General features: G+C 54.2%; 20 protein-coding genes. 14 read left to right on the forward strand and 6 right to left on the reverse strand.

All coding sequences use genetic code 11. The annotated features are described in order from the left end of the window. Positions 1 to 7: 7 nt before the first annotated feature. A complete protein-coding gene (locus NST04_RS32565) occupies positions 8 to 844 on the reverse strand; it encodes a carbohydrate ABC transporter permease (RefSeq protein WP_036692874.1) in 837 nt (278 codons plus the stop codon). Next, positions 844 to 1,734, reverse strand: coding sequence for a carbohydrate ABC transporter permease (locus NST04_RS32570; protein WP_341187912.1), 891 nt, complete (start codon positions 1,732 to 1,734; stop codon positions 844 to 846). The genes NST04_RS32565 and NST04_RS32570 overlap by 1 nt, the downstream gene beginning before the upstream one ends. Positions 1,735 to 1,941: 207 nt before the next feature. On the opposite strand from NST04_RS32570, the gene NST04_RS32575 reads away from it, so the two are divergent. The 4 genes from NST04_RS32575 to NST04_RS32590 all read left to right on the forward strand — a co-directional run bounded on the left by NST04_RS32575 (position 1,942) and on the right by NST04_RS32590 (position 9,435). Then, positions 1,942 to 3,804, forward strand: coding sequence for a cache domain-containing sensor histidine kinase (locus NST04_RS32575; protein ID WP_341187913.1), 1,863 nt, complete (start codon positions 1,942 to 1,944; stop codon positions 3,802 to 3,804). Next, the gene (locus tag NST04_RS32580; RefSeq protein ID WP_341187914.1) at positions 3,797 to 5,443 is read left to right on the forward strand and encodes a response regulator transcription factor; all 1,647 of its coding nucleotides are present in this window, start codon (positions 3,797 to 3,799) and stop codon (positions 5,441 to 5,443) included. The genes NST04_RS32575 and NST04_RS32580 overlap by 8 nt, the downstream gene beginning before the upstream one ends. Positions 5,444 to 5,565: 122 nt before the next feature. Further along, a complete protein-coding gene (locus NST04_RS32585; protein ID WP_341187915.1) occupies positions 5,566 to 6,891 on the forward strand; it encodes an ABC transporter substrate-binding protein in 1,326 nt (441 codons plus the stop codon). Between the two features lie 417 nt (positions 6,892 to 7,308). Continuing rightward, entirely contained in the window at positions 7,309 to 9,435 is a 2,127-nt protein-coding gene (locus tag NST04_RS32590; RefSeq protein ID WP_341187916.1) for a glycoside hydrolase family 36 protein, read from the forward strand. A 185-nt stretch (positions 9,436 to 9,620) separates the two neighbouring features. Here NST04_RS32590 and NST04_RS32595 read toward each other — a convergent pair whose 3' ends face one another. From NST04_RS32595 to NST04_RS32605, 3 genes are all read right to left on the reverse strand, one after another. After that, positions 9,621 to 9,929, reverse strand: coding sequence for a hypothetical protein (locus tag NST04_RS32595; RefSeq protein ID WP_341187917.1), 309 nt, complete (start codon positions 9,927 to 9,929; stop codon positions 9,621 to 9,623). 17 nt (positions 9,930 to 9,946) lie between these two features. Continuing rightward, a complete protein-coding gene (locus tag NST04_RS32600) occupies positions 9,947 to 10,582 on the reverse strand; it encodes a hypothetical protein (protein ID WP_341187918.1) in 636 nt (211 codons plus the stop codon). A gap of 241 nt (positions 10,583 to 10,823) precedes the next feature. Further along, a complete protein-coding gene (locus NST04_RS32605; RefSeq protein WP_341187919.1) occupies positions 10,824 to 11,243 on the reverse strand; it encodes a MarR family winged helix-turn-helix transcriptional regulator in 420 nt (139 codons plus the stop codon). A gap of 385 nt (positions 11,244 to 11,628) precedes the next feature. Here NST04_RS32605 and NST04_RS32610 point away from each other — a divergent pair, with 385 nt between their 5' ends. The 9 genes from NST04_RS32610 (at position 11,629) to NST04_RS32650 (ending at position 22,743) form a co-directional block, all read left to right on the forward strand. Then, positions 11,629 to 11,886 carry an AbrB/MazE/SpoVT family DNA-binding domain-containing protein gene (locus NST04_RS32610; RefSeq protein WP_036721536.1) on the forward strand — a complete coding sequence of 86 codons (258 nt, stop codon included), beginning with the start codon at positions 11,629 to 11,631 and terminating at the stop codon, positions 11,884 to 11,886. Positions 11,887 to 12,058: 172 nt separating this feature from the next. Then, entirely contained in the window at positions 12,059 to 12,787 is a 729-nt protein-coding gene (locus tag NST04_RS32615; RefSeq protein WP_341187920.1) for an HAD family hydrolase, read from the forward strand. A gap of 273 nt (positions 12,788 to 13,060) precedes the next feature. Then, positions 13,061 to 13,801: a response regulator transcription factor gene (locus tag NST04_RS32620; RefSeq protein WP_341187921.1), complete on the forward strand. Its 741-nt coding sequence runs from the start codon at positions 13,061 to 13,063 to the stop codon at positions 13,799 to 13,801. 38 nt (positions 13,802 to 13,839) lie between these two features. After that, positions 13,840 to 15,189: an FAD-dependent oxidoreductase gene (locus NST04_RS32625; protein ID WP_341187922.1), complete on the forward strand. Its 1,350-nt coding sequence runs from the start codon at positions 13,840 to 13,842 to the stop codon at positions 15,187 to 15,189. A gap of 122 nt (positions 15,190 to 15,311) precedes the next feature. Beyond that, positions 15,312 to 16,595: a citrate transporter gene (locus tag NST04_RS32630; protein ID WP_341188128.1), complete on the forward strand. Its 1,284-nt coding sequence runs from the start codon at positions 15,312 to 15,314 to the stop codon at positions 16,593 to 16,595. Positions 16,596 to 16,665: 70 nt separating this feature from the next. Further along, the gene (locus tag NST04_RS32635) at positions 16,666 to 18,810 is read left to right on the forward strand and encodes a hydantoinase/oxoprolinase family protein (RefSeq protein WP_341187923.1); all 2,145 of its coding nucleotides are present in this window, start codon (positions 16,666 to 16,668) and stop codon (positions 18,808 to 18,810) included. A gap of 12 nt (positions 18,811 to 18,822) precedes the next feature. Beyond that, positions 18,823 to 19,494, forward strand: coding sequence for a hypothetical protein (locus NST04_RS32640; protein ID WP_341187924.1), 672 nt, complete (start codon positions 18,823 to 18,825; stop codon positions 19,492 to 19,494). A 130-nt stretch (positions 19,495 to 19,624) separates the two neighbouring features. Next, positions 19,625 to 21,430, forward strand: a complete 1,806-nt coding sequence (locus NST04_RS32645) for a sensor histidine kinase (protein ID WP_341187925.1) — start codon at positions 19,625 to 19,627, stop codon at positions 21,428 to 21,430. Next, on the forward strand, positions 21,427 to 22,743 hold the full coding sequence (locus NST04_RS32650) for an ABC transporter substrate-binding protein (protein WP_341187926.1): 1,317 nt from the start codon (positions 21,427 to 21,429) through the stop codon (positions 22,741 to 22,743). Before NST04_RS32645 ends, NST04_RS32650 begins: the two co-directional genes overlap by 4 nt. Before the next feature lie 667 nt (positions 22,744 to 23,410). On the opposite strand, the gene NST04_RS32655 is transcribed toward NST04_RS32650, so the two are convergent. Beyond that, entirely contained in the window at positions 23,411 to 24,076 is a 666-nt protein-coding gene (locus tag NST04_RS32655; protein WP_341187927.1) for a hypothetical protein, read from the reverse strand. Between the two features lie 230 nt (positions 24,077 to 24,306). Here NST04_RS32655 and NST04_RS32660 point away from each other — a divergent pair, with 230 nt between their 5' ends. Then, the gene (locus tag NST04_RS32660; protein WP_341187928.1) at positions 24,307 to 26,301 is read left to right on the forward strand and encodes a Na+/H+ antiporter; all 1,995 of its coding nucleotides are present in this window, start codon (positions 24,307 to 24,309) and stop codon (positions 26,299 to 26,301) included. Positions 26,302 to 26,319: the final 18 nt, after the last annotated feature.

The following is a 26,319-nucleotide window of genomic DNA, read 5'->3' on the forward strand; positions in this document are numbered from 1 at the left end:
ACAGGGATCAGCCCTTAACCGCCCCTGCGACAACACCCTTCACAATGTATTTCTGCAGGAAGATGAATACTACGATCGATGGAAGCACCGCCATTACCATAGCGGTCATGGCATACTGCCAGTCCGAGGTATACTGGCCTACGAAGGTGTAAGCCGCCAGCGTTAACGTCTTCGTCTCAGGTGAACCATTGACCATCAGCAGCGGGAGCAGGAAGTCATTCCAGATCCACATGACATCGATGATCACAATGGTCGTGGTGACCGATTTCAGCAGCGGAAAGATGACGCTGAAGAACAGGCGGAAGCCGGAAGCGCCGTCAATCGTCGCGCTCTCATCGATCTCTGTCGGGATACCCTTCACGAAGCCGTGATAGATGAACACTGCCAGCGGAGCGCCGAAGCCCCAATACAGGAGACCCAGTCCCCAGGTGCTCTCCGACAGGTTGAGGTTTTTGGCGGTCTGGAGGACCGTCAGCATGATCGACTGGAACGGGATCAGCATCGGCATAATGCACAGGAAATACAGGACACCGCTCCATCTGGTTTTGGTCCGGGCCAGCTTATAGGCGGCGATGGAGGAGATGAATACGATACCGAGCAGGCCGACACCGGTAATGATGAAGTTGTTCAGGAACAGCCGCGGATAGTTGATGAATTCCCAGACATAAGAGTAGTTGCTGAAGGTCAGCTTCTGCGGCAGGGCGATGACATCGGTCATGACCTCGCCGAAGCTTTTGAGCGAATTGATAATGGTCAGAAACAGCGGATACAAGAACAGCAGAGACAAGAGGACCAGAATAACCTCCAGGATGATCTTGCCTGCCTTGTTGTGGTTGGTTGTCATTAGGCCTCCACCTCTCTCCGTTTGAAGACGGTCAGCTGGATAATCGTTACGGCAAGCACAGCAAGGAACAGAATGAGCGCTTTGGCTGTACCATAGCCGTACAGGTTGTTCTGGAACGTATCCCGGTAGATATCATAAGCGATACTATACGTAGTTCCGCCGGGACCGCCGCCGGTCAGCGACAGGATGACATCGAATACCTTGATCGAATTGGTGAGCGCCATGAACACAGAGATCGTGATCGATGGGGCAAGCAGCGGCAGCGTAATGCCGAAGAATTTTCTCAGCGGTCCGGCACCGTCTACTGTAGCAGCTTCCTTGAGATCCTCAGGCACAGACTGCAGACCGGCAATGTAAATGACCAGATAGAACCCGATCGACTGCCAGATGGATACGCCCAGGATGGAGATGAAGGCCAGTCCAGGAGTCCCGAGCCAGCTTAGATCAAAGATTGCCCAGCCGGTACTCTCGCCCAGCGAGTTGAAGCCCTGCATGAAGATGAACTTCCAGATGAAGCCGACAATAACGAGACTGAGGATATAAGGGATAAAGAAGGCTGCTCTCAGCCAGGAGGTGCTTCTCAGCTTCATGTCCAGCAGCACCGCCAGCAGAATCGCCAGCACGTTGACTATGATAATGTAGAGCACCGCGTATTTAATCGTGAACCAGGCAGCATTTGAGAAGTTGGTATCGCCGGAGAAGATCTGCTTGAAATTATCCAGCCCGATGAACTTGGGGTGCTTGGAGATCCCGTTCCACTTGGTCATCGAATAGCGGATGGTCATGGCGAAGGGAATATAGAAGGCTACAGCGATACAGATCAGAACCGGGAGAGTGAAGATTCCGAATTCGAATTTCTCGCGCCATCTTTTGCCGGGTGTTTTTAACATGGATGCACCTCTTCTTGAGTTATAGGGTGGGAGTATTAGGCTTGGCTTGCCACACTTAACCATTCCGGTTAGTCTATATTGTGTATTATAGAGCAGACCCGTATCGTCAAAAATGGATTTAAGAGTACAGTTAAGGGTAAAAAGGTGAACGGACTGCGGAGGCCGGACAAGTCCCCAAAACCGGCAGCGGAGAGAGCGGAGAGCATCATGAGAAAAGCGTGGGTTAAGCTAATTGAGCCTTTACTGGCGCGGGTGTCCCGCCGCCTGGCTAACAAGCTGATTCTGTTATTTACGATTATCATCATCCTGGTGGTCAGTTCACTCACCTACATATCCTATAGCATGCTGCAGCGGGAATCGGTCGATAACAGCATTGCCAGTACAGGCAATAACCTGCTTCTGGTCGGACGGAATCTGGAGAGCTACCTGAGCGGGATTGAGCAGCTGTCTCTGCCGCAGATCTCCTATGATGAGTTCAATTATGCGCTTTTGCATGAATCGGAAGACTACAGCTCCCGGATGTACTTGGAGGATTATCTGCGGAATTTGTATTTTTCGCGCAATGATCTGGAGGCTGTATACCTCTATGTAATCAAGGAGCAGAAGTATTATTATGTCACCAAGGAGAACTATAACATCACCGTCCGGGTATCCGAGCATCCGCCTGTTGATGACCTGCCGTGGTATAAGCGGGCGCTTAAGAGTCCATATAACCGTTCCTATCAGTCGTTCGTGGAGGAGCGGCCGGCCAGCGTGAACAGTGCCGATTACCCCGTTAACCGGGGCAAGGTATTCATGGGCTACCACCGGCTGATCCGCTCCATCGTGTCACGCGAGCCGCAAGCGGTATTATCGCTATATCTGAATTCCTCCGTGACCGATGAGATTATGCGGGATATCCCGTTCAGCACCGGAGAGCATCTGATGTACATCAGCCCGGACGGCGAGCCCTTCAAGGTGGATGATAAGGAATTCTACGAGGAGAGCAGGGAGGCGGGACTGGCGAAGCTGCTGACACCGGAGCAGAAGGGGCGCGTAACCTGGTCCGGCAAGGGGCAGAAATACCTCGTAATTTACGATATCAGTCAAAAGGAAGGCTGGAAGCTCGTCAAGCCGATCCCCTACACCCAAATCTATGAGGCGGCGACAACGACGCGAACGTTAAGTGTGGCGATTGGCCTGCTGTTCCTGATCGTCTCTGTGGTGCTGGTCAGCTTCACCTCGAACCGGATCACCCATCCGCTGAAGAATCTGTCGCTCCAGATGCAGCGGTTCAGCACCGGGAGCTTTGATGCGCAGGCGACGGTTGCGGGCAAGGATGAGATCGCCTACCTGTCGCGCCATTTCAACAAGATGGTCGAGAAGACGAATGAGCTGATTAATGAACGCTATAAAATGAAAATCGTTGAAAAGAACGCCGTCCTAAAAGCGCTGGAGGCCGAGATTAATCCCCATTTCCTGTACAATGCGCTCCAGGTGATCTCAACCAAGGCGCTCAAGAACAACAACGATGATATTGTTGAGATGGTGGACAACCTGGCCCTGACCCTGCGATACTGCATTAGCGGCAAGGATGTGGTGCAGGCAAGGGAGGAGCTGCGGCATATCGAACGTTATCTGGCCCTGCAGAAGGCGCGGTTCGGCAGCCGGATGCAGGTGGTGTACGCCTGGGATGAGAGCCTGATGGAGCTGAGAATCCCCAAGCTGTCGCTCCAGACCCTGGTAGAGAACTGCATCAAGCATGCGCTGGAAAAGGTATCGAGTACGGTTACCATCACCATTGAGGCGCATGTTACCGGCACACACAGCGTGATCTCCGTGTTGGACGACGGTCCGGGCATCAGCGGAGAACGGCTGGAGCAGGTGCTGAATTCACTTCAGATCCAGTGGGAGGACCGCGCAGCGGACACGGACGAAGAGGACGGCATGGAGAGTATCGGGCTGAAGAATCTGAACACCCGGCTGAAGCTTTTGTATGGAGAAGAGTCGGGGCTGGTCATTCATAGCACGGAACAGGGAACACGAATGGAGATGCGGCTGCCGCGGGGAGGAGTGGGACAACATGTATAGAGTGCTGATTATTGATGATGAGGAGCCGCTGCGCGAAGCGATTCATATCCTGGGGGATTGGGAGGGCCTCGGTGTAAGCGAGGTGCGGGAGGCGATGGACGGGAAGGCGGGCCTTGAGCTGCTGCGCCGCGAGCGGTTCGATCTGGTGCTGGTTGATATGAAAATGCCGGAGCTGAGCGGAGCCGAGCTGCTGCAGATTGCCGAGCAGGAATTCCCTGACCTGCTGCTGATTGTGATCAGCGGTTATAATGATTTCGAGTATACACGTCAGGCCATCCGCTCGAAGGTGGTGGATTACCTGCTGAAGCCGGTGAACCGTACAGATCTTAACCATGCGCTGCGCAAGGCAGTGGGGGTGCTGGAGGCCAAACGGAAGCGGGAGAGCGAGTTCATCAGCCGCAATATTACACTGAATATGTCGCTGCCTAAGCTGAAGGAGAAGATGTATCTGTCCATCATTGACCGGAGCTTCAAGACCCAGTCCAATGAGGCCTTTCTCCCGCTGATCGGGGCGGACGGGGCGGCCAGCCACTTCGCTGTCGGCCTGCTGCGGATGCTTAATCTGGAGCAGGTACGTAAGGAAAGATTCCATGGAGACCGGGATTTGCTGCATTTTGCCGTAACGAATGTGATGAATGAGAACACGGACGGGCAATTCGAGTCGTTCAGCTTCGCCAGTCCTAAGGGGGAGCGAGAATTCATTGCCATCTTCACCATGAAGGGTGGTTATGAAGCAGATGCGGCCTTCCTGTCGCTGCACCATATGAAGAAAGCGGCCTCTACCTTGAAGGAGCTGTTCGGAATCCTCTGTGCAGGCGGAATCGGGGAGCCTTGCCGCGATTCGCTCAGTATTGCCGCCTCCTATGAGCAGGCCAAAGCCTCACTAGATACGATTGACCTGCTCAGCCTGAGGGGCAGCCTGATTGTGCAGGGCATTGTGATGAATCCCGCAGCGAAGGAACTTCCCTCCCTGACCGGGCGGATGCCGCAGATCCGCAGCGCGCTGGAGAGCGGGAATGTGAACCATGCCCGCAGCATCCTCAGCGAGTTCATCCGCAAATGCCAAGAGACGGAAGGGTTCACGCTCGGGGAGGCGGACCGTACGCTGCAGGGCTTTATTTTGCTGCTGGGCGAGATTGCTGCAGAGCTGGATGCTATGCCGCCGCAGATCCGCAGCGGGAAGGACAGCAGTCTGGCATCTCTGGGCATTCTTAGCGACTTTGCCTCCTTTGAGCAGTTTGCGGGCGTGCTTAACGATATCTTCGACCGTTATGCGGGCGAGATCAGCCGGACAGTAGCCGGAGACCGCAGCAGTGTGCTGGAGAATATTAAGGCGTATATTGATAACCATTATTTCGAGGATATTAAGATATCGATGTTCACGGAACAATATTTCCTGAGCAGAGAGTATCTGATGAAGCTGTTTAAGGGACAATACGGCTACGGCATTCATGAGTATGTGCAAAAGGTAAGGATGGACAAAGCCGCAGCACTGCTGGCCGATCCTGCCCTCAAAATTCAGGATATCTCTGAAATGCTGGGATACAAGGACAAGAACTATTTCAGCAAGGCGTTCCGCAATTATTATGAGTGCTCCCCTTCTGAATTCCGGCTGCGGCTGCCAGGGGTAGAAAAGTGAAACGGTTACATGGACACTTTTTTACCCTCAGAAGTTCACTTATGTACATTCTTATCCTTTTTCTTTTTATTTAGAATGATGAGCAAGACCACAAGATGCAAAAGGAAAAAGGGGGCAACATCATGTTAAAACGATTCATGGCATTATCTGCGAGTCTGCTGCTGGTGGGCGGACTGCTGGCCGGCTGCGGCGGTAATAACACTAATAATGCCGCTAACAACACGGGTGGAACAGCCGGAGCCGGCAATACACCAACGGATTCCGCCAAGCCCGTCACCATTAATATGTTCACCGCCTCTCCCGAATACACAGATGCCTTCAATGCTTATATTGCGGAATACAAGAAGGTGAAGCCGAACGTTACGATCAATCTGGAAATCATGCAGGCAGACTACAATACAGTGCTGAAATCCAAAATTGCCGCCGGCAGCACACCGGATGTGTTCCAGACCACGGCGGGCGGGGATATCGATACTTTTGCCGAATACAGCGCTGACTTGACCAATGAGCCGCTGGCCGCAGCGATGACGGATGCCGTCCGCTCCAACATGAGCTCTACCGACGGCAAAGTCCTCGGACTGCCGGTGAAGGGCAACCTGTTCGTCCTGATGTACAACAAAAAGCTGCTGGCGGATGCCGGCATCACCGAAGTGCCTAAGACAACTGCTGAAATGGATGATGCGATCACCAAGCTTGAAGCCAAGGGCATCACACCCTTCGCCAACGCCTACAAAGAGTGGTGGGTATGGAAGCATATCTTCCAGCACTTCGTAGACGCCGCAGCGACCGATGCCGGAACGGATGCCAAGACGCTCGTAGCGGACTTCATTGCCGGGAAGACGACCTTCAAGGATCATCCGGTGCTGAATGACAACTTCTTCAGCTTCATTGATACAACGGTTAAGCACGGAACAGACAAGCCGCTTGAACGCGACAGCAATGCTGAGGTCAGTGATTTTGCCCTGGGCAAAACAGCCTTCATGACCGGCAAAGGCGCGTGGGATGAAGAAGCGATTAAGAAAATCACCCCTGACTTTGACCTCGGCATCGCCGGATACCCTGTCAGTGACAAACCGGAGCAATCCCAGATTATCACCGGTGCTGACCAGGCACTGCGGATCAATAAGGATTCTGCGGTAGCCGCGGAAACGATTGAGTTCTTCAACTGGCTGTATACTTCCGATTACGGGAAGAGCTGGTTCTCTAACGTAGCGAAGGTCATTCCTCCAATCAAGGATGCTCCGATGCCTGACCTGCAAATGCCTAAGGAAATGGAAGAAATCCTGAAGACGGAGAAATCCGGCGACCTGTCGGTGAACTACTCCCTGGATACGTTCCACCAGAAATTCGGTGAGCTGATGCAGGCTTATATCGGCGGCAGCAAGACGAAGGATCAGGCAATTGATGAAATTCAGAAGGCTTGGATTCAATTCGGGTCTGCGGAATAAAAATAAGGTTTAATGATGGCCTCTGAGGATTGCTGAGAGGCCATCTTTCTATGTAACGCGGATTTTTAGGCGGGGCGGGGGTGTAAGTGGCTGGACGTAACTGCAGGAGCTTTGGATTTCCGGCCGCTGTTATGTTTGGATTTCCCGATTTAAACTGCTCGCCGCAGTAGAAATCCAAACAGCCTATGCTTCCGAAGCGAGCTTTCCTGCGGAAAGCTTTCAGGCGGTCGCTACCGCTCCTCCAATTCCAAACCTCCCTCCGTTACTTCGCCACTTACACGAGCACCACAGGAAATCAGCAGTTACGAATAGAAGAGATGGCCTCCTAATCAGGGGAGGCAGAAAACCAAGAACCCAAGAACCCAAGAACCCAAGAAACCAAGAAAAACATCCTTTATAAGGGAGGCCAAATCAGACATGGACAGCAGGCTCATAAACATAGCCGAGAACGGGCTTTATCTTACGATTGAAATTACCGGGGAGCTGGATGTGCGGCTGCTGCATTTTGGTGCAGCGCCGCTGGAAGCTGGGAGCATTGAAGCGAAGCATAAGGCAAGCTTCCGGTTGCTGGAGCTCCAGCTGTCGGGGGAAGACCGGGCGGAATATCACGGGCGGACGCACCGCGCGTCCTATCCCGGGTTACGGATGGTGTATAGCGGGCATAGGGACACGGTGAATCCGCTGGGACGGAAGCTGGAGCTTACGCTGGCTGACCCGCTGACGTGTGTGAAGGCAGTACAGCATTATCAGTTCTATACCGGTGTGCAGATTGTCCGTTCCTGGACAGTGGTGAGTAATGAAGGCGATGAGGAAGCGGCTGTGGAGTATATCTCTTCATTTGCACTCACCGGAGTGGACAAAGAGGGCAACGGCGACCGTAATGACAAGATTGAAGTGAGTATTGCTCACAGCGGGTGGCAGAGTGAGCTGCAATGGAAAAGCTACAGCCTGCCAGAGCTGGGTATGTCCCATCTCGCTGACCGTGGCTCGAAGCGGATTGCCGCCAGCAATACCGGGTCCTGGTCAGCGGCGGAGCTGCTGCCAATGGCTGTGCTGCGCAACCAGGAGAGCGGGAGCAGCCTGTTCTGGCAGATTGAACATAACGGCTCCTGGCATTGGGAGCTGACGGATCAGGCAGATCAGCTTACACTGCTGGTCAGCGGACCTACGGAACATGACAACCACTGGTGGCTGAAGCTTGCTCCCGGCCAAGCATTCACCTCTGTGCCGGTGGCCGCAGGTGTAGTAGAGGGCGGATTCGGAGAGGCGGCAGAGCAGCTCACTGCATACCGGCGGCTGATCCGCAGACCGAATGAGGATAATGAGCTGCTGCGGGTGATTTTCAACGACTACATGAATTGCCTGTGGGGAAGCCCGACCACGGAGAAGCTGCTGCCGCTGATTGATGCTGCTGCCGAAGTCGGCTGTGAATATTTCTGCATCGACGCAGGCTGGTATGCTCCCGGTGAATGGTGGGATGGGGTCGGGGAGTGGGAGCCTTCGGCTGAGCGCTTCCCGCAAGGCATCAAGTATGTGCTTGATGTGATCCGCAGCAAGGGGATGATTCCGGGTCTGTGGCTGGAGCTGGAGGTGATGGGCATCAACAGTCCGAAGCTTGCGGAGACTGACGACAGCTGGTTCTTCATGCGCCATGGCAAGCGGGTCAAGGACCGCAGCCGCTATCAGCTCGATTACCGTAATCCGGCGGTCATCAGGCATGCCGACAGCGTGATTGCCAGGCTAGTCGAGGAATACGGCGTCGGATACATCAAAATGGACTATAACATCAATGCAGGCATTGGTACGGAGACCGATGCAGACAGCTTCGGGGATGGTCTATTGCAGCATAACCGCGCTTATCTGGCCTGGCTGGACAGCATCTTCGCCCGTTATCCGCAGCTCGTCATCGAGAACTGCTCCAGCGGCGGGATGCGGATGGATTACGCCATGCTCAGCCGCCACAGCATTCAGTCCACCAGTGACCAGGAGGATTATGTGAAGTATGCTGCCATTGCCGCAGGCTCTCCGGCTGCACTGACTCCCGAGCAATCGGCGGTCTGGTCTTATCCACTGCGCGAAGGTGACGATGAAGAGGTCATTTTCAATATGGTCAACTCGCTGCTGCTTCGCGTTCACCAGAGCGGCCATCTGGCCGAGCTTACGCCAAGGCGCCGCGCGCTGGTGAAGGAGGCGCTGGATTATTACAAGTCTATCCGCGCCCACATTCCGCAAGCCTTCGCCTTCTGGCCGCTCGGTCTGCCTGATAGTGGAGGCGAATGGGTCAGCTTCGGGCTGCGTCATGGAGACATCCGCTATATCGCTGTATGGCGGATTGCAGGAGAAACGGCAGCGGTCAAGCTGCCTGTTCCTGAGCTGAGGGGGTGCGACGCGGAAGCACGATGTGCATATCCTGAGGTGCACGGGTCGCAGTGGAGCTGGGACGCTATGGAAGGCAGCTTGACCGTTACCTTGCCCGCTGGCAAGACTGCGAGGCTCTTCGAGCTTCGTTCGCAGGGCCCGCTTCGCCCACCAACAAGAGACTGAACAGCTGATACGGGATACGGGGGTAGTTGCATACAAAAAGGGGTATTTCTGCACCGGAGAATGGCTGCTGAAATACCTTTTTTTGAAATATAAAAATTTATATGTTTCACGCTATAACTTATCCTTCTATTTCTCGCTGAAACGGTACCGTCCTTAAAAAAGGACGGCAAAGCCGTTTCCACTTGCTATCTGATGAAGCTTAGGCTTTTCAGCAGCAGACGGCGGGTGTAATAAAAGGACAAGAGAAGGAGGAATGCGAGAACCAGGCTGAAGGGCAAGCTGAGAAAGACCGGGACCGAATAGGAAGGGGGCAGATTCATCCCTATGGCACTGACTCCGAAGGTCCGCAGTAAGCCTGCGATTGGAGCGATGATGGCACAGATGAAGCTCCCGGCCGTCCAGACGCCCAGTACGGGCAATGCAAAGAGGATGACGACCCCTTTTGCCAGATAGTTCAGCAGGTTGGGCATTGCATCAGAGGAAGAAGATTTCATGTCGTGTACCTCCATCGTTATGTATTCATCTGAATAATCTTGCCTATCTGTGAAAGGGGATGAATGGTCAGCGTCTCCAGGTAACGGATCTCCCGGATGGAGCATCCCGGTCCGAGTGTAACATTCTGTCCGCACACAAGGTCTGCCTGCGTCCGGTACAAGGTGAGGTCAGCCCCTTCAATGACCTCGCAGCGCAGCTTGCGGAAAGGGCTCAGCGGAACAGGGAGCAGCCTGGAGGAGGGGGACACGATAATATCACCTTCAGAGGTCATATGTCTGATCTTGCACAAGGCCCCCAGCTTGATGCGGATGGTGCCGATGCAGGACAAGCGGTCTATACGTACGCAGCCCTCAGCCTTGAATTCTTCTGCGGCAGCCTCACCGGTAACAGCCAGGTATCCGTTGGACGTGATGCTCACGCCCCTGAGTTCAGGAACACGCAGACTTCCGAAGCTGCTCAGCTCCTGTGTATTGCAAGATAACCCTATGGAGCATTCTCCTCTAAGCCGCAGGCGCGCTGTGGTCAAGCTCCCGCTGACATGCAGGTGTCCCAGCACCTCCACATGGGAGGCGTTCATATCCCCCCGGCAGATCCGGGAGCCGTTGATTTTAAGAGGTTTATTGGATTCAGGTGTCGGGTTCAGTGCAGACATAGGTTCATTCACCGCCGTTTAAAGTATTTTAGTAACTATAATATATATTAAATGAAATATATAATCAATATATGTTCTTGACAAGTGGAAACGGCTTTGCCGTCCTTTCAAAGGACGGTACCGTTTCAGCGAGAAATAGAAGGATAAGTTATCGTGTGCAACATATAATTTCTTATATTTACAAAAAAACTGCACTTCCCTAAGGGAAATGCAGTCTGTCCGTAAAGTATAGCCGTCGGTGCTACTCTAACATTCCGCCCACCAGCTCATCAATTCTCTGGAGGACCGCCGAAATTTTGTCGAGGTCAGTGAGTGCAAAGGTGTCGAACAGAGAAAGGATGTGCTGCTTGCCTGATCCGGTGAGAACAATATTGACGACTCTGCGGTCTTCCTTCGTACGTACTCTCTCGATGTATCCCAGATCCTCCAGCTTATCGCACATGAACGAAGCGGCTCCCGGCGTAATGACTAGCCGCTCTGAGATATCCGTAATATTAAGGGAGCCGGTGAGCTGCAGCAGGAACAGCAGCATGATCTGATTCTGCGAGAGTGACCCTTTTTTCGTAATCCGGTCTATGAACGCCTGTGACTTCTGCTGCACGCTGGCCATATGCTCCATGACGGTATAGACGGCTTGCTCTTTCTCAGCTTCTTTGCTCATGGAAACACTCCAATATAGTATATTACGTAAAATATATAGATTGTATATCTTTCTTGTCAAGTAAAGGAAGAGCATAGTTCCAAAGGAGCAGCCGTAAGCTAAGAGGAGAACCGCATCAGCCATGCCCCCGCAGAATATCGGGCAAAAATTGAATGAAAAGAATAAAATGGATATAAAACGGTTTCGGTTATAGATTTGTCGAAAAAACTCTAAACTTTGTCGAATTTTTTGTCGATAAATATCAAAAGATGTAGAAATAAAATTGACAGGAAAGAAATAGCACTTTACAATGCAATTATAGAGTAATCATTTCTACTTATTAGAAGCTTTGATAGCTTTTAACACGCAATGATGATCCAAGTGTTATTTCAAGGGAGGATGCATAATGATGAAAGCAACTGGCATAGTAAGAAAAGTAGATGAACTGGGACGTATTGTGATTCCGATTGAGCTGCGCAGAACAATGGGAATTGACATAAAGGATCCGCTCGAAATTTTTGTGGACGGCGAAAAGATCATTCTCAGAAAATATGAACCTACTTGCATCTTCTCCGGAAGCTCCGAGAACCTGATCAATTTCAAGGGTAAAATGGTCAGCAAAGATGTTCTTGATGAACTGATCTCAAGCTTCGACAACGTATAAGTTAAGGCTCTGAGGCAGTATGCAGTATGAACAGAAGGGATCGCAGTGTAAGCACTCCATGTGTTTGCACTGTGGTCCCTTTTTGTAATTAGGGGTTCGTAGACAACATCTGCTGCTTCCTATATCATTAGGGCGTGTGACCGAAGAACAATGAGAAGGGATGATTCACCTCATGAGCAACGAAGAACAGACACAGGCGGGGAACAGACCGCTGCCGAAATTAAACCAGCCGGAAGCCATCGTGTTTGATATGGATGGTACGCTGTTCCAGACAGAAAGCCTGTTATTGCCCGCCTATCATAAAATGTTTGATATTCTGCGGGAAGAAGGCCTGCATTCCGGCCCGACTCCGCCGGAGGAGCGCATCCTCGGCAGTCTTGGCATGCTGCTGGCGGATATCTGGAAGAACGTAATGCCGGAAGCGGATGAGGCGGTGCACCGCCGGGCGGATGAGCTGCTCCTGCAGCTGGAGATTGAGGGGCTGGAAGCCGGAGGGACGGTCCTGTACCCTAAGGTAGTTGAGACGCTGCGTGCCCTGCACGCGCGCGGAGTGAAGCTGTTCGTCGCCAGCAACGGGCTGGAGGATTATATTCATAGCATCGTAGTCGTGCATGAGCTGAAGGACCTGTTCGAGGGGCTGTACAGCGCAGGCGGCTCGGGCACGGCAACCAAGACCGAGCTGCTCGGCCTTCTGCTGGACAATCACAAGATCGGCAGCGCCTGGATGGTCGGGGACCGTTCTTCGGATGTCCAGGCGGGCAAGGGCAATGGACAGACCGTTATCGGTTGCGCCTATGCCGGCTTCGGGCGGCAGGATGAGCTGAAGGGCTCGGATGTCATTATCTCATCGTTCGATGAACTGATTGAGCTGTACGATAACAGTACCGCACAAGACCTGTAATCAGGTAGGCCAGTAATGTAATCTTTATATACCAGGCAAGCAGAACCGGGTGTCCTTTTCGCCTTTTTTTGGCGTGGTGGGCATCCGGTTTGATGGCTTAAGCAGAGGGTACGGATAAATCTCGAAATTTCATACCTTTTCTCGAATGGGGACCGTTTCTTTGCCGGTGCTCAAATTTTATACTGGTACTGTAAGCGTTTTACAAGGAGTGAAGCTGAGAAGCTTGGCGGAGCGGGTATGGTGGCCGGAATGCTGGATTTGGAGGGGATAGTGTTGCACAAGCTGTTTCTGGTGGAGGATGAAGCTCTGATCCGTTCGGGCCTTAAGCATTTGATTGAGAAGGTCATCGGCGGCTATCAGGTGGTGGGGGAGGCTGAGAACGGAAGGCTTGCGCTGGAGGCGCTCAAAAGCGTGAAGCCGGATGTTCTGATCACCGATATCCGGATGAATGAAATGAACGGCCTGGAGATGATCCGGCGGGTCCGTGACCAGTACCCTGAACTATATATCCTGATTCTGAGCGGATATGCCGACTTCGAATATGCAAAGCAGGCGATTAAATACGGCATCAGCGATTATCTGCTGAAGCCGGTGGACCGCACGGAGCTGGCTCAGGCCCTGGGGGAGTTCAAGCGCAAGCACGGAACCGGGGGCGGGCTGCCGGGCCAGCCGGAGGAGGGCGAAGCGGAGCAGAAAGGCAGACTGTTGATCCGTAAAGTGAAGGAACTGGTCGCACTGCGGCTGGATCAGGAAATATCACTTCAATATATGGCCGAGCAGGTGCATCTGAATCACCAGTACCTGTCGGTGCTGTTCAAGTCGGAGACCGGCCAGAACTTCACGGATTACGTCTTACAGTGCCGAATGAAGCGGGCCAAGCAACTGCTTAAGGAGACGAATCTCAAAATCTATGAGGTCGCCAAATTATCCGGCTATCTAAGCTCGAAGCATTTCATGGCAGTATTCAAGGACCATACCGGCTGCACCCCAACGCAATACAGGGAGCAGCAGTAATGTAACCGTTCACTTTAGAGGAAGAAGGAGGAGCAAAGATGCGGAAATATGAAGTGGTTGTGGCGGGAGGCGGAGTTTCCGGCTCCGTGGCGGCCATCGCGGCTGCAAGAGCAGGCGCCCGGACGCTGATCATTGAGGCAGGGGGCTTCCTCGGCGGAACGCTGACCGCTGCGGGTGTGGGGCCGATGATGACCTTTCACGCGGGGGATAAGCAGGCTATCCGGGGAATTACCGATGAGCTGATTCAGCGGCTCCGGGCGCTCGGCAAATCGCCGGGGCATATCCAGGATGCAACGAATTACACCTATTCGGTGACACCGTTCGATGCCGAAGCAATGAAATACGAGCTGGATCTGATGCTGCAGGAGAGCGGAGGCGAGGTGCTGTATCATACGATGCTGGCCGGTGCTGAAGTATCCGGCAGACGCATTACATCGCTTACCTTGTGCAATAAAGCCGGGCTTAGCAGGATCACGGCGGATGTGTTCATTGATGCTACGGGGGATGGCGATCTGGCGGCCTGGTCCGGCGTCCCATTCACCAAAGGGCGCGAATCCGACGAGCAGTCGCAGCCGATGACTCTGAAGATGAAGATGAGAGGAGTGGACACGGAGAAAATCAAGGCTTATATCCGTGAGCACCGCGAGGATTTTCCGCGCATGAATCTGGATATCACGGTGATGGACTCTGCGGCCAGACTCTCTGTCGTCGGCTTCGACAAGCAGTTCCGTGAAGCGAAGGCGCGCGGCGAGATCAGCATTCCGAGAGAGGATGTGCTATTCTTCGAGACGAGCAATCCCGGTGAGATTATCATGAATACTACGCGGATTCTCGGCAAGGACAGCACAGACCCGTGGAGCCTCAGCGAGGCCGAGGTAGAGGGCCGCAAGCAGTGCCGCGAGCTGGAGATTTTTCTGAAAAAATATATTCCCGGGTTCGAAGATTCCGTGGTGGTCTCCACCGGCCCGTCCATCGGCGTTCGCGGCTCCCGCCAGATCAAGGGCGTGTATACACTGACCGCACAGGATATTCTGTCGGTGAAGCCCTTCGAGGATGTGATCGCCCATTCCGGGTATCCGATTGATATTCACAGTCCGGACGGCGAGGGAACGGCAACGGATCATCTGGAGTGGGGGGCAATGTACGGCATCCCTTACCGCTGCCTGGTCACAAATGAAATCGACAATCTGGTTATGGTTGGCAGATGCCTCTCGGCCACGTTTGAAGCCCAGGCGGCCGTGCGGACGACACCGACAGTAGGCGCAATCGGGCAAGCGGGTGGTACAGCAGCGGCGCTGGCGGTCCGTGCAGGAGTTCCTGTGCAGCAGGTCGATGTTAAGAGCGTGCAGGAGACACTTATAGCGCACGGCGCTTATCTGGAAGTATAACGGGCGGCGCGCCATAACTGTAATATGTGCATCTGTACCTCACAAACGTTCAATAAACTTGGAATTAATTCTTATAACAACGTAAATTCAACAAAATATTAGGAGGAATTGGTTTGGAAACCATGCAAATTATCGGGATTTTACTTGTATTCATTGTGTTTGTGGGTCTGATGATGACCCGCAAGCTGACCACGCTGCTCGCGCTGCCGATGATGGCGATTCTGCTGGCGGCGATTGCAGGCATCCCGCTTCTGTCTGACAACCCGGATACCTTCACCATCACGAAGGGAGTGCTCGCCGGCGGGGCCATGAAGCTGTCCACCGCGATTGCCGGACTGATCTTCGGCGCCTGGTTCGGGCAGATCCTCAGCAAGGTCGGCATCACCAAGACCATTATCCGCAAGGCGGCTGAGCTGGCGGGTGATAAGCCGCTGGCGATTGCCATTATCTTTTTCCTCGCGGCCTCTGTTATCTTCTCTGCTGCCAACGGTCTGGGTATGGTCATTCTGGTCGGAACAATCGCGATTCCCATCATGCTGACGGCTGGGCTGAAGCCCTTTGTAAGCGGCCTGGTGGTGCTGCTGGCCAATGCGGTCGGCGTGGTGTTCAATGTCTCTACGTGGGCCATTTATACTGATGTGCTTAAGGTGCCGACGAACACCATTGCTTCCTATTCCCTCGTCTGTGCCGTTCCGCTGATTGTCATTGCTTTGATTATGATCGTCTACTATACCCGCAAAGACGGCAAAGTCCGCCGTGCCTGGGCGATGCCGCTCAAGCGGGAATTTCAGGCTCAGGACAGCAAGAACGTAAGAGCGATTGCGCTGATCAGCCCGCTTGTTCCGGTACTGCTGGTCTTTTTCCTGAAGGTAGATATTGTGTCTGCGGTGTTCATGGGGGCGCTGGTCACCCTGCTGCTTGCCACACCTAAGCGTCCATTCCATGTGTTGTCGAGTGCGCTGGTAGAAGGGATTCAGGATGTAGCCGGTGCGCTCGGCCTGATGATCGGCATCGGGATGCTGCTCAGTGCGGTTACTGCGCCACAGGTGGCCGCGTTAATCCAGCCGCTGATCGAAGGCATCATTCCAACCAGCCCGCTGATGTATATCCTCGTCTTCACGCTGCTGTCTCCGCTGGCAATCTACCGTGGACCGCTTAATGTATGGGGACTGGGCAGCGGTATCGCTGCGTTGATCGTGGCCGGAGGCATGGCGCCTGTTGCTGCGATGCTGGCTCTGCGTATCGTGAGCAATCTGCAGGCGGTCAGCGATCCGACCAACTCGCACAATGTGTGGATCGCCGATTACACCAAGACGGATATTATTGAGACGCTGCGCAAGACGCTGCCATGGATGTTCGTTGCTGTCATGATCTCGATGATTATTGCGGGAATGATCGCTTTTTAGGCAGCGGCAAGGTACAGTAGCGTCTACAGGATATATGCAGATATAAGCTTCACGGAGAGGAGAACCTGCTATGAGCAATAAACAAGTCAGAATCGGCATCGATGTCGGAGGAACCTTCACGGATGCCGTAGCGATAGATAATGAGACCTTCGAGGTGCTGTCCAAGGTCAAAATGCCCACCACGCACCACGATGAACGCGGAGTAGCCAGCGGGATTGTCCAGATTATCCAGCGGATCATGAGCGAGAACGGCATTCTTCCCGGCGATATCAAGTTCATCGCCCACGGCACGACACAGGCCACCAATGCTCTGCTTGAAGGGGACGTTGCCCGTGTCGGCATCGTAGGGATGGGGACGGGGATGGATGCCCGCAGTGCCCGCTCGGAGACCAATGTGGCGGATATCGAATTGGCGGCGGGTAAATACCTGACCACGTATCACAAGTTCATCGATTCCAAAGAACTTACAGCAGCCGCGATAGACGATGCGATTGATCAGCTGCTGGCTCAGGGGGCAGAGGTCATCGTCGCCTCGGAGGCCTACAGCGTCGATGATCCGGCCAATGAGCTGAGAGTGATGGAGGCGGCCCGCAGCCGGGGAGTATATGCTACCGGCGGACATGAGATTTCCCAGCTCTACGGGCTGAAGACCCGGACGCGGACAGCGGTCGTCAATGCCAGCCTGATTCCCAAAATGATGGAGACCGCCAACATGACCGAGCAGGCGGTCAAGGAGGCGGGAATCACCTCCCAGCTGATGATTATGCGCTGCGACGGCGGGGTCATGAGCATCGATGAGGTGCGCAAGCGCCCGATCCTGACCATGCTGTCAGGGCTGGCGGCCGGGGTGGCCGGCGCTCTGATGTATGAGAAGATCTCGGACGGTATTTTCTTCGAGGTCGGGGGCACGAGTGTAGATATCTCCGTAATCAAGAACGGTAAAGTCATGATCGAGAACGCCCAGGTAGGCGGACACAAGACCTATCTGCGTTCGTTGGATGTACGGACACTGGCGGTTGCCGGGGGCAGTATGATCCAGATCGGCGGGGGCAAGATTACGGATGTCGGTCCGCGCAGCGCGCATATTGCAGGACTGGAATACGAATGCTTCACCGGCAGGGAGAATCTGGAGCAGCCGTCTATCGGCCTTGTCCGTCCGCGCGAAGGGGACCCGGATTATGTTACGGTCCGCAGCGCCGGAGGCCATGAATATGCGCTGACCCTGGCGGGAGCGGCGAATCTGCTGAACCATGTGCCGGAGACAGACTATGCCCGCGGGAATATGGAGAGCACACGGATCGCCTGGCAGGCGCTGGGGGCCCATCTCGGCATGTCTGCGGAGGATGCGGCCCGGGCAGCGATGGACATTGCCATCCGCAAGGTAATGGCGGTGGTGAATCAGATGATCAGCGACTATGAGCTGGACACGGGCTTCATTACATTGGTGGGCGGCGGCGGCAGCGGAGCTGTTCTGGTTCCGGCCATGGCGGCGAAGGAGGGCTTCAAGCACCAGATTGCGAACAACGCGCCGTACATCTCCACGATTGGCGTCGGGATGGCTATGGTCCGCGAGCAGATCGAGAAGACGGTAGTGGGTGCCACAGAGCATGACATCAAGCTGATCCGGGCGGAGATTGTGGAGAAAATTGTCCAGTCCGGCGCGAACGAATCCACCGTCGATGTTACGATCGAGATCGATTCCCAGCGCAATATTCTGCGTGCGATTGCCACCGGCTCCACCGAGCTGCGCTCCAAGGATCTGGCCAGCCGCGAGGTGCCGGTGAATGAGCTGATGCTGACGGCAGCGGATGCGCTGGGCCAGCCGGCGGACAAGACGGAGCTGAAGGCAGCCTCCGGCAGATGGTATCTGTTCGAGTCCAGCGAGATCAAGAAGTCGCTGTTCGGGCTGGTGAAGAAGAAGCTAAGCCATGTCAGCGTGCTGGACCGCGAGGGGGTGGTGCGCTTCAAGAAGACGAATGCGTATCATCTGGCTTTTCTGAAGAAGAATATGGCTGACCGGTTCGCTTCGTTCCTGGAGGAGAATACGATCTATTCGGACGCCAATGCTACGATCCCGAAGACGTTCATCTTCTATAAGGAAAAAATGCTGGATCTGACCGGGATGCAGACTAAGGAGCAGCTGTTCTCCATTCTTGAGGTGGAGACCCAGCTGCTTGAGGACAACAGCGAGCTGCTTGCTGTCGTCTACCAGTAGGAGGTGCACAGGATGATGAAGACAGCGGAACATACGCTTCCGGGCGATGAAGTGCTGGGGTACGCCGAGCTGAAGAACGACCTGCTGTTTCACCGGATACCGTACAGCAAACGGCGATATTATGTGGAGCGCCCGCTTGCGATCGGCAGGGAACAGGCGCTGGCCTTCAAGGCCCGTTACGGCACCGATGTCGGGGCCATCTGCCGGAACCGCGGCATACGTATTGATCTGAATCTGCGAAAGGGCACCATCGGGCAGATCCGCTTCCGCGCCCAGATTGAGCTGTCCGCCAAGGAGCGTGTCATCACGCTGTATCAGTCATCCATGGAGGAGCTGCGGCAATCTGCCGGTGTACTGCTTCCGGGCCATTCCTTCAGCCTGAAGGAGATTACAGACATTCATCTGGCCCATGAGCTGTTCCACGATCTGGAGTTCACGGAGCTGGGGTACACCAACAAGCGGCTGGATGATATCAGCAGCCTCTCCCTGGGTCCGCTGCGCATCCGGTCCAGTGTGACCCGAACCTCGGAGATCGCTGCACATGCCTTCAGCCGCTATCTGCTGGATCTGCCCTGCCTGCCGAATCTGCTGGATTATGCTTATATGATTCACAGCGGCACGCTGACGGCTGCTGAATTCTGGAGACAGACGGAGATATGGGCGGGGGAGCTTGAGCATAGCTGAGCCACAGCTGAACCACAGGCCCTGAGCGGCTGCCCTTCCGCTGGTAAATACACATGGCGAACGGCTCTGACTTCATCCGCAAATTATGCTATGTTGATGTAGGGAATGAGAGTCAGGGAGGCTGCTTCGCATGCTGTTCAGAAAAGGGTCGAATCCAAAATCAATCTATGTGCCGCTGCGCACCAAATTTATTGTCTTATTTTTTCTGCTGATCACGATTCCGTTTCTGATCATCGGTACGATCAGCTACCGGAAATACACCGCCGGCGTCGAACGCAGTACGGTGGAGCTGTCCAATCAGGTGGTGAACCAGATTAATATTAATCTGGAGCGTTATATTAAGGAACTGGACCGCCTTACCCTTACGCCGCTGTACGATGAGGATATGATGCAGATTCTCCGCAAGCACAGGGGCGCAGGCCCGGCCGGCACCTATCTGAGTACGGATGAGACGCTGAAGATGAACCTGTTCATCTCTTCGCTGGCTTTTGACCGGGGGGAGATTGAGAGCATTCTGGTGTTCACCAATGACGGCGGAATTTTCAGTAATCTGGACCAGAGTGTAAGGAAGCGGTGGGACGGCAGCATGGCAGACTGGATGGAGCCTGTGGAACGGGAGGACGGAGGCCTGACCATTCTTCCGCCGCATACCGCAGCTTATTATACTGAGGGGAAGCACGGAATGATCTCGGCAGCCAGGGTGATCCGTGAGCCGTATACTAATGCCAAGCTGGGAATTGTCAAAATAGATCTGACGCCGCGGGGCTTCGGTTCGATTGTATCGACGCTGCGTTCCAGCGGAAGCGGCCTGCTGCAGATTACAGGCAAGGATCAGGTGGTCCTGTACTCTGAAGCAGACAAGCTGCCCGACTCGAGGGAGTCCTATATTACGGCTTCGGCGGAATCCACGTACACGGGACTGAAGGTAACCTCCCTGATTCCGCGCTCACAGCTCCGCGAGGACGCCCGTGAGTTAACCAACTCTACGCTGGTGGTCTCCATTGTGGCCCTGGCGGCGGCGTATGCGGCGGCGATCCTGCTGTCGAACCGGCTGATTAAGCCGATTGCCCATCTTCAGTCGAAGATGAGGCAGGTGAAGCGGGGGTTGTTCCTCGAACGGGCGACGGTGACCACCAGCGATGAAATCGGGCAACTGACCGAAGGGTTCAATACCATGATCGGTGAGATCGACCGTCTGGTCAAAGAGGTGTATGAGACCCGGCTGAAGGAGCGGGAGGCTGAGCTGCAGGCGCTGCAGAGCCAGATTCATCCGCATTTTCTGTACAATACGCTGGAGATGGTGAACATGCTGGCCCTTCAGGGCAATACCCGGGAGCTCTCCGGCGTGGTGACCAGTCTCGGCAAGCTGCTGCGTTATACGGTCGGCCACCGGGAGCAGATGGTGCATGTACTGGATGAAGTGAAATTTGTGGAAGCTTACTCGCGCATTCAGGGTATGCGTCTTGGTGACAAGCTGCAGGTTATGATTCATATCGATTCTTCCTTCGATTATTGTGTGGTCCCGAAGCTGATTCTGCAGCCGCTGATCGAGAATGTTATTGAGCATGCTATGGGGCAGGAGCTGCTGCACCTTATCCTGACCGCTTCTGTGGACGAAGAGGATCTGGTGCTGTCGGTTAAGGATGACGGTCTTGGCATCAGCGGCGCACGGCTGCAGGAGCTTGAACAACAGCTATATGGCAGTCAATCCCGGCCTGCTGCGGATGCTGACCAGGGAGGCTTTGGCCGGATTCAGAAGGGACTCGCGCTGCGTAACGTCCATCAGCGGCTCCGGCTGCTCTACGGAGAGCCTTACGGCCTGAGACTGGATAATACAGCAGAGCGCGGGGTAACGGTCTCGCTGCGGCTGCCGATGAACTGGGAAGCGATGAACGATGCCGTACCCGCAGGGGACAGGCAGGAGGAGGAAGAATGATACGGACAAGGCTGTTAGGGTTTATGGCAGCGCTGTTACTGGTCTCAGGCTGCACACCGGGTGCAGGAGGCGGGGGAGCTGGCGGGACAGACGACAGCGGAAGTGCAGGCCAGGGTACGGCAGCTGTGCAGGAGCGTGTGAAGCTGAAGTTCAGCCTCTGGGGCAATGATGCGCAGAAGGCGATGGTGGAGGGGCTGGTGGATGAATTCGAGCAGCTTCACCCCGGGATCGGGGTGGAGATTATGACGATTCCCTTCGCCGATTATCAGCAGAAGCTGTCGATCATGCTGGCCTCGCGTACCGCGCCGGATGCAGGCTGGCTGGCGGAACGGATGATACCCCAGCTGCTGGAATCAGGTCAGCTGGTGGATATTTCCGCTGAGGTGAAGGAGGACCCTGAATATCATTACGCAGATATCTATCCGTCCACACTCGACATCTTCAAGCGGGAGGACCGGCTGTACGGCATCCCGTTCTCCACGCCTCCGGTGCTGATCTATTACAATAAAGACCTGTTTCTTGAGAAAGGCCTAAAGACGCCAACGGAGCTGTATAAGGAAGGAAAATGGGATTACGATGAATTTCTCAAGGCAGCGCGGAGCCTCACCGATCCGCAGCGCGGCATCTACGGTGTGAAGCTTGTCCGCGACTGGAACAACTGGTCGGATGCACTGCTGCCGCTGTTCTGGTCGCACGGAGCCGAGCTGTTTGACAGCAGCGGCGCGTCGTTTGCGCTGAATTCCCCCGCAGGGAAGGAGGCGCTCCAGCTCTATAGTGACATGATGTTCAAAGACAAGGTGCACCCGCTGCCCGGGGATGAGCTGACCTTCGACAGCGGCCGGATCGGCATGTACACAGACCGCTACAGCTATACCTCGAAGGCCCGTGCGGTCACTGATTTCGCCTGGGATATTGCTCCGATGCCGGCAGGCATCAACGGGACAGGCACCTCGCTGGGCTATGCGGGAGTGTCCGTGTTCGAGACCAGGCATCCGGCGGAAGCCGCGGAGCTCCTGAAGTTCATCACCAGCGCGGAGGCGATGAGCGTGACTGCGCAGTATTTTGTCCCGTCGCGCAAGTCTGTTCTGGAATCCGATGTCTTCCTGCGGGCGGCCTCGGAGCCTTCTGCTGAGAGCATCCAGCTGGCCGTGCTCGACCAGATCGCTACGGCGCGGATCGCGCCCGGCCATAAGAACTGGCAGCAGATTGATACGAAGATCCAGATGCTGCTGGACGGTCTATACACGCAAGAGTCCACCGTTGACGAGTTGCTCGGACAAATGGAGCAGGAAGTTACCCCGCTTATGAAATAAGCGGGGTGTTCGTGTGCTTGTCCGGTTCGCCCGTCCAGCCGAAACAACACTGCTTAGCTGTTATTGCATGCGCACATACCTGCATGTGCCCGCAGCCTGCACACAGTGCATGTGCGCTCCGCACACGCCCGCCTGCTCCTGTAAGCCCCTCGTATTTGCACTAATTAACCACCTTGCCCGACTACCCTAAGGGAGGGCGAAGGTAGTCTCATGTTGAAGCTTAAAAATCCTGCACATAATGCAACATTTTCCTCAATAAAAGGGCAGTAATCGTGAAATGTTGCACAAAAGGCAGGATTCTCCTACCAACCAAGTGGTTATGTGAGAAGAATGTTGCATTTTCTGCAAGAAATCTACCTCACCCCTGAGTATTCAACAGCCCAAGTTGCAAATTCTGCAACATTACTCGGTTGCCCAACCCAACCCAACCCAACCCAACCCAACCCAACCCAACCCAACCCAACCCAACCCAACCCAACCCAACCCAACCCAACCCAACCCAACCCAACCCAACCCAACCCAACCCAACCCAACCCAACCCAACCCAACCCAACCCAACCCAACCCAACCCAACCCAACCCAACCCAACCCCATTAAACTTACTCCAAGTTACTTAAAATAAACTAATCAAATATATTATCCTGCAGGGCGGAACCCGGCCAAACAGCTACAGAAACAAATCGGGCAGGCCCTGCACAGGCTCATAATAACAAATGTACGCTGCTTGCATCACCGGGCGCAGCAGGCCTTTACGGACTAACTCCTGCAGTTGTTTACGCGCTGTCCGAAAGTTCACATCGTATTGGAGCATCACATCTTTGGGGCGTACCCCCTTCTTTTGACTCAAGGAGAGTCTAACAATCTCTCTCTCCAGCGGTGAAAGAGAGAGTCCGGACGGAACCCGGAGCAAGGCTGGGGCAATCACCATTTGCAGCAGCATGCGGCAGATTTCCGGACGATTCTGCACATCATCGAAGGAGAAATGGATGATCCTCCAGCCTAGTCCGTTCAGGTACGTGTCTCTGTTCAACGAGTAGCTGAACCTCTCCCGGTCCATGTCCTTCACATGGCTCTGATAACCATCACATTCCAGGCCGAATTTGCCGTAGGACGGGAGAAAGGCAACATCCAGAAACTGTGATTTACGGTTCCAGTCGTACACTTCATATTCAGGATGCAGGTCATCCAGGTTGCCGAATAGCGGCCACCAGACATTACGCAGCATCAGCTTCTCAGCATACTGGTGCCCCCGTGACAACCGGCCTTTTAGCTCCCCTGATCGGATTGACAAATGCCGGTCCAATAGCAGCTGATACGCTTTTTCAAACTCCATATGTATTCCCTCCTTCATGTTGACAAAAAAAGAACGCCCCCTCTGCCAGCGATGGCTTGGGACGTTCTTCGTCTGACCTAATTATACGTCGGCACATGGGCGAGCGGCAATAGATGCTTTATAGTCCATCTCCAAGAGGATATTTGTCCCAAGATCGTTTATACTGAGTTTAAATAAATAACGTAATTTAGTATCTGCATACGCAAGTGCAGAGATGGAGGTTTGTCCGATTGGAATTATTTGAGTATATTTTGTTGATGCTGGCAGCCGTGTCACTGTCGAATCTGGTGAACCGGTTCATCCCCTCGCTCTCCGTGCCGATCATTCAGATTGCGCTGGGCATGGCCTTAACCTGGCTGCCCCTGCATTTCGAGCTGGAGCTGAACCCGGAGCTGTTCCTGCTGTTATTCATTGCCCCCTTGCTGTTCAATGACGGCAGGCTTGCCGATAAAGTGGCGCTATGGAAGCTGAAAAAGCCGATCTTGCTGCTGGCCCTGGGACTGGTCTTTCTGACGGTAGGGGTTCTGGGATACTTCCTGCACTGGCTGCTGCCGGTCCTGCCCTTGGCGGCTGCATTTGCGCTGGCGGCTGCACTGGCTCCTACGGATGCAATCGCCGTAGGCGCACTGGAGCAAAAAGTAAAAATCCCGCACCAGACCATGCAAATTCTCGAAGGTGAATCCTTGATTAATGACGCATCGGGTCTGGTGTCCTTTCAATTTGCGGTTGCAGCTATGGTCACCGGCGCCTTCTCTTTCAAAACGGCGAGTCTGAGCTTTATCTCCATCTCGCTGGGCGGTGTGGTGCTGGGCCTTGTGCTCACGCTCATTAAATACGGGATCGTCCGCTGGCTGCGCAGGCTCGGGATGGAGAATGTCACGTTACATATGCTGATTGAGATCCTGACGCCGTTTGCTATTTTTATGGCCGCTGAGGAGCTGGGGGTCAATGGAATACTGGCGGTTGTCAGCGCCGGAATTGCCCATTCCTTCGGATATAAGCAGATGAATCCTGAGGTGGCTAAGCTGAGCATCGTGTCCAAAAGCACCTGGGCCGTCATTATCTTCGTCTTGAACGGTCTGGTCTTCCTGCTGCTTGGTACCCAGCTGCCGGAGATCATTAGAACGGTCTGGAACAACCCGGATATTGGGAATGTCCAGATTATCCTGTATACCCTGCTATTAACCGCTGCCGTCCTCGGCCTAAGACTGATCTGGATGCTGATCATGGATATCCCCGAAGGGGAGGAGCCGCGCGGACCGTGGAAGCTGGAATTCAAGAAGGCGCTTATTCTGACGCTGTCGGGGGTGCGGGGTACGATTACCCTGGCGAGTACGATGTCACTGCCGTTTTTCCTGGATGACGGTTCCTACTTTCCGGCGAGGGACCTGATTATTTTCCTGGCGGCGGGTGTCATTCTGTGGACCCTGCTGGCATCTAACTTTCTGCTGCCGCTGCTGCTTGGCTCAGATCATGAAGCGGAGCATAATGCCGAGGAGGCCGAGGCCAAAATCGAAATTCTGCGCAACGTAGTTGCCGGACTACAGGAGCAGGCTACAGATCAGTCCCAGTCCCGGATGGCTTTGAATCATTTGACCGGCACCTACAATGCCAGAATCCGCATGCTGAAGAAGAATGAAGAGGCCGAGGAGATGGAACGGAAGCTCGGGGTGACAGCCTTCAAGTGGCAGAGAGAATACACTATGCTTGCGCTCAAGCAGCACGAGGTGAACCCGTATACGGCATACCGCTTCCTGAACCGGCTGAACCGGCAGCTATTCATATACACCCGTGATCCGCAGTACAAGAATGACCTGATTCCATTCAAAAGTTGGGAAGAAATCACAGGTTTCATTCAGCAGGTCCGCTTAAGCGCGCAAGAGCGGCGTGAGGAATCGAACCGGCTGCAGTCCGGGATCTTCACTTATGTTCTTGAGCGGCTGAGAGAGCTGCAGAATACGGGAGAGATGGAGCCCGAAGTGATCAGCTCCCTGATTCTGCGTTATGAGCGTGGGCGGTTAAGGCTGACCCGGCAGGAGTCTATCTCTGCTACGAAGCGGGAGTTCGAAGAGTCGCTGCACGAGTTGTCCCGGGCGGGAATTCAGCTAGAGCGTGATAACATTCAGCTGATGTTCGAGGCCGGACGGATCTCCAGAGCTAGCATGAAAGAAATGAAACGTGATATTCTGTTCATGGAGCATGATCTGCGGGAAGAAATGGGCTGAATGCCATCTATAAGGAGC

It is taken from the genome of Paenibacillus sp. FSL H7-0756 (assembly GCF_038006765.1).
Classification (GTDB): Bacteria; Bacillota; Bacilli; order Paenibacillales; family Paenibacillaceae; genus Paenibacillus_AQ.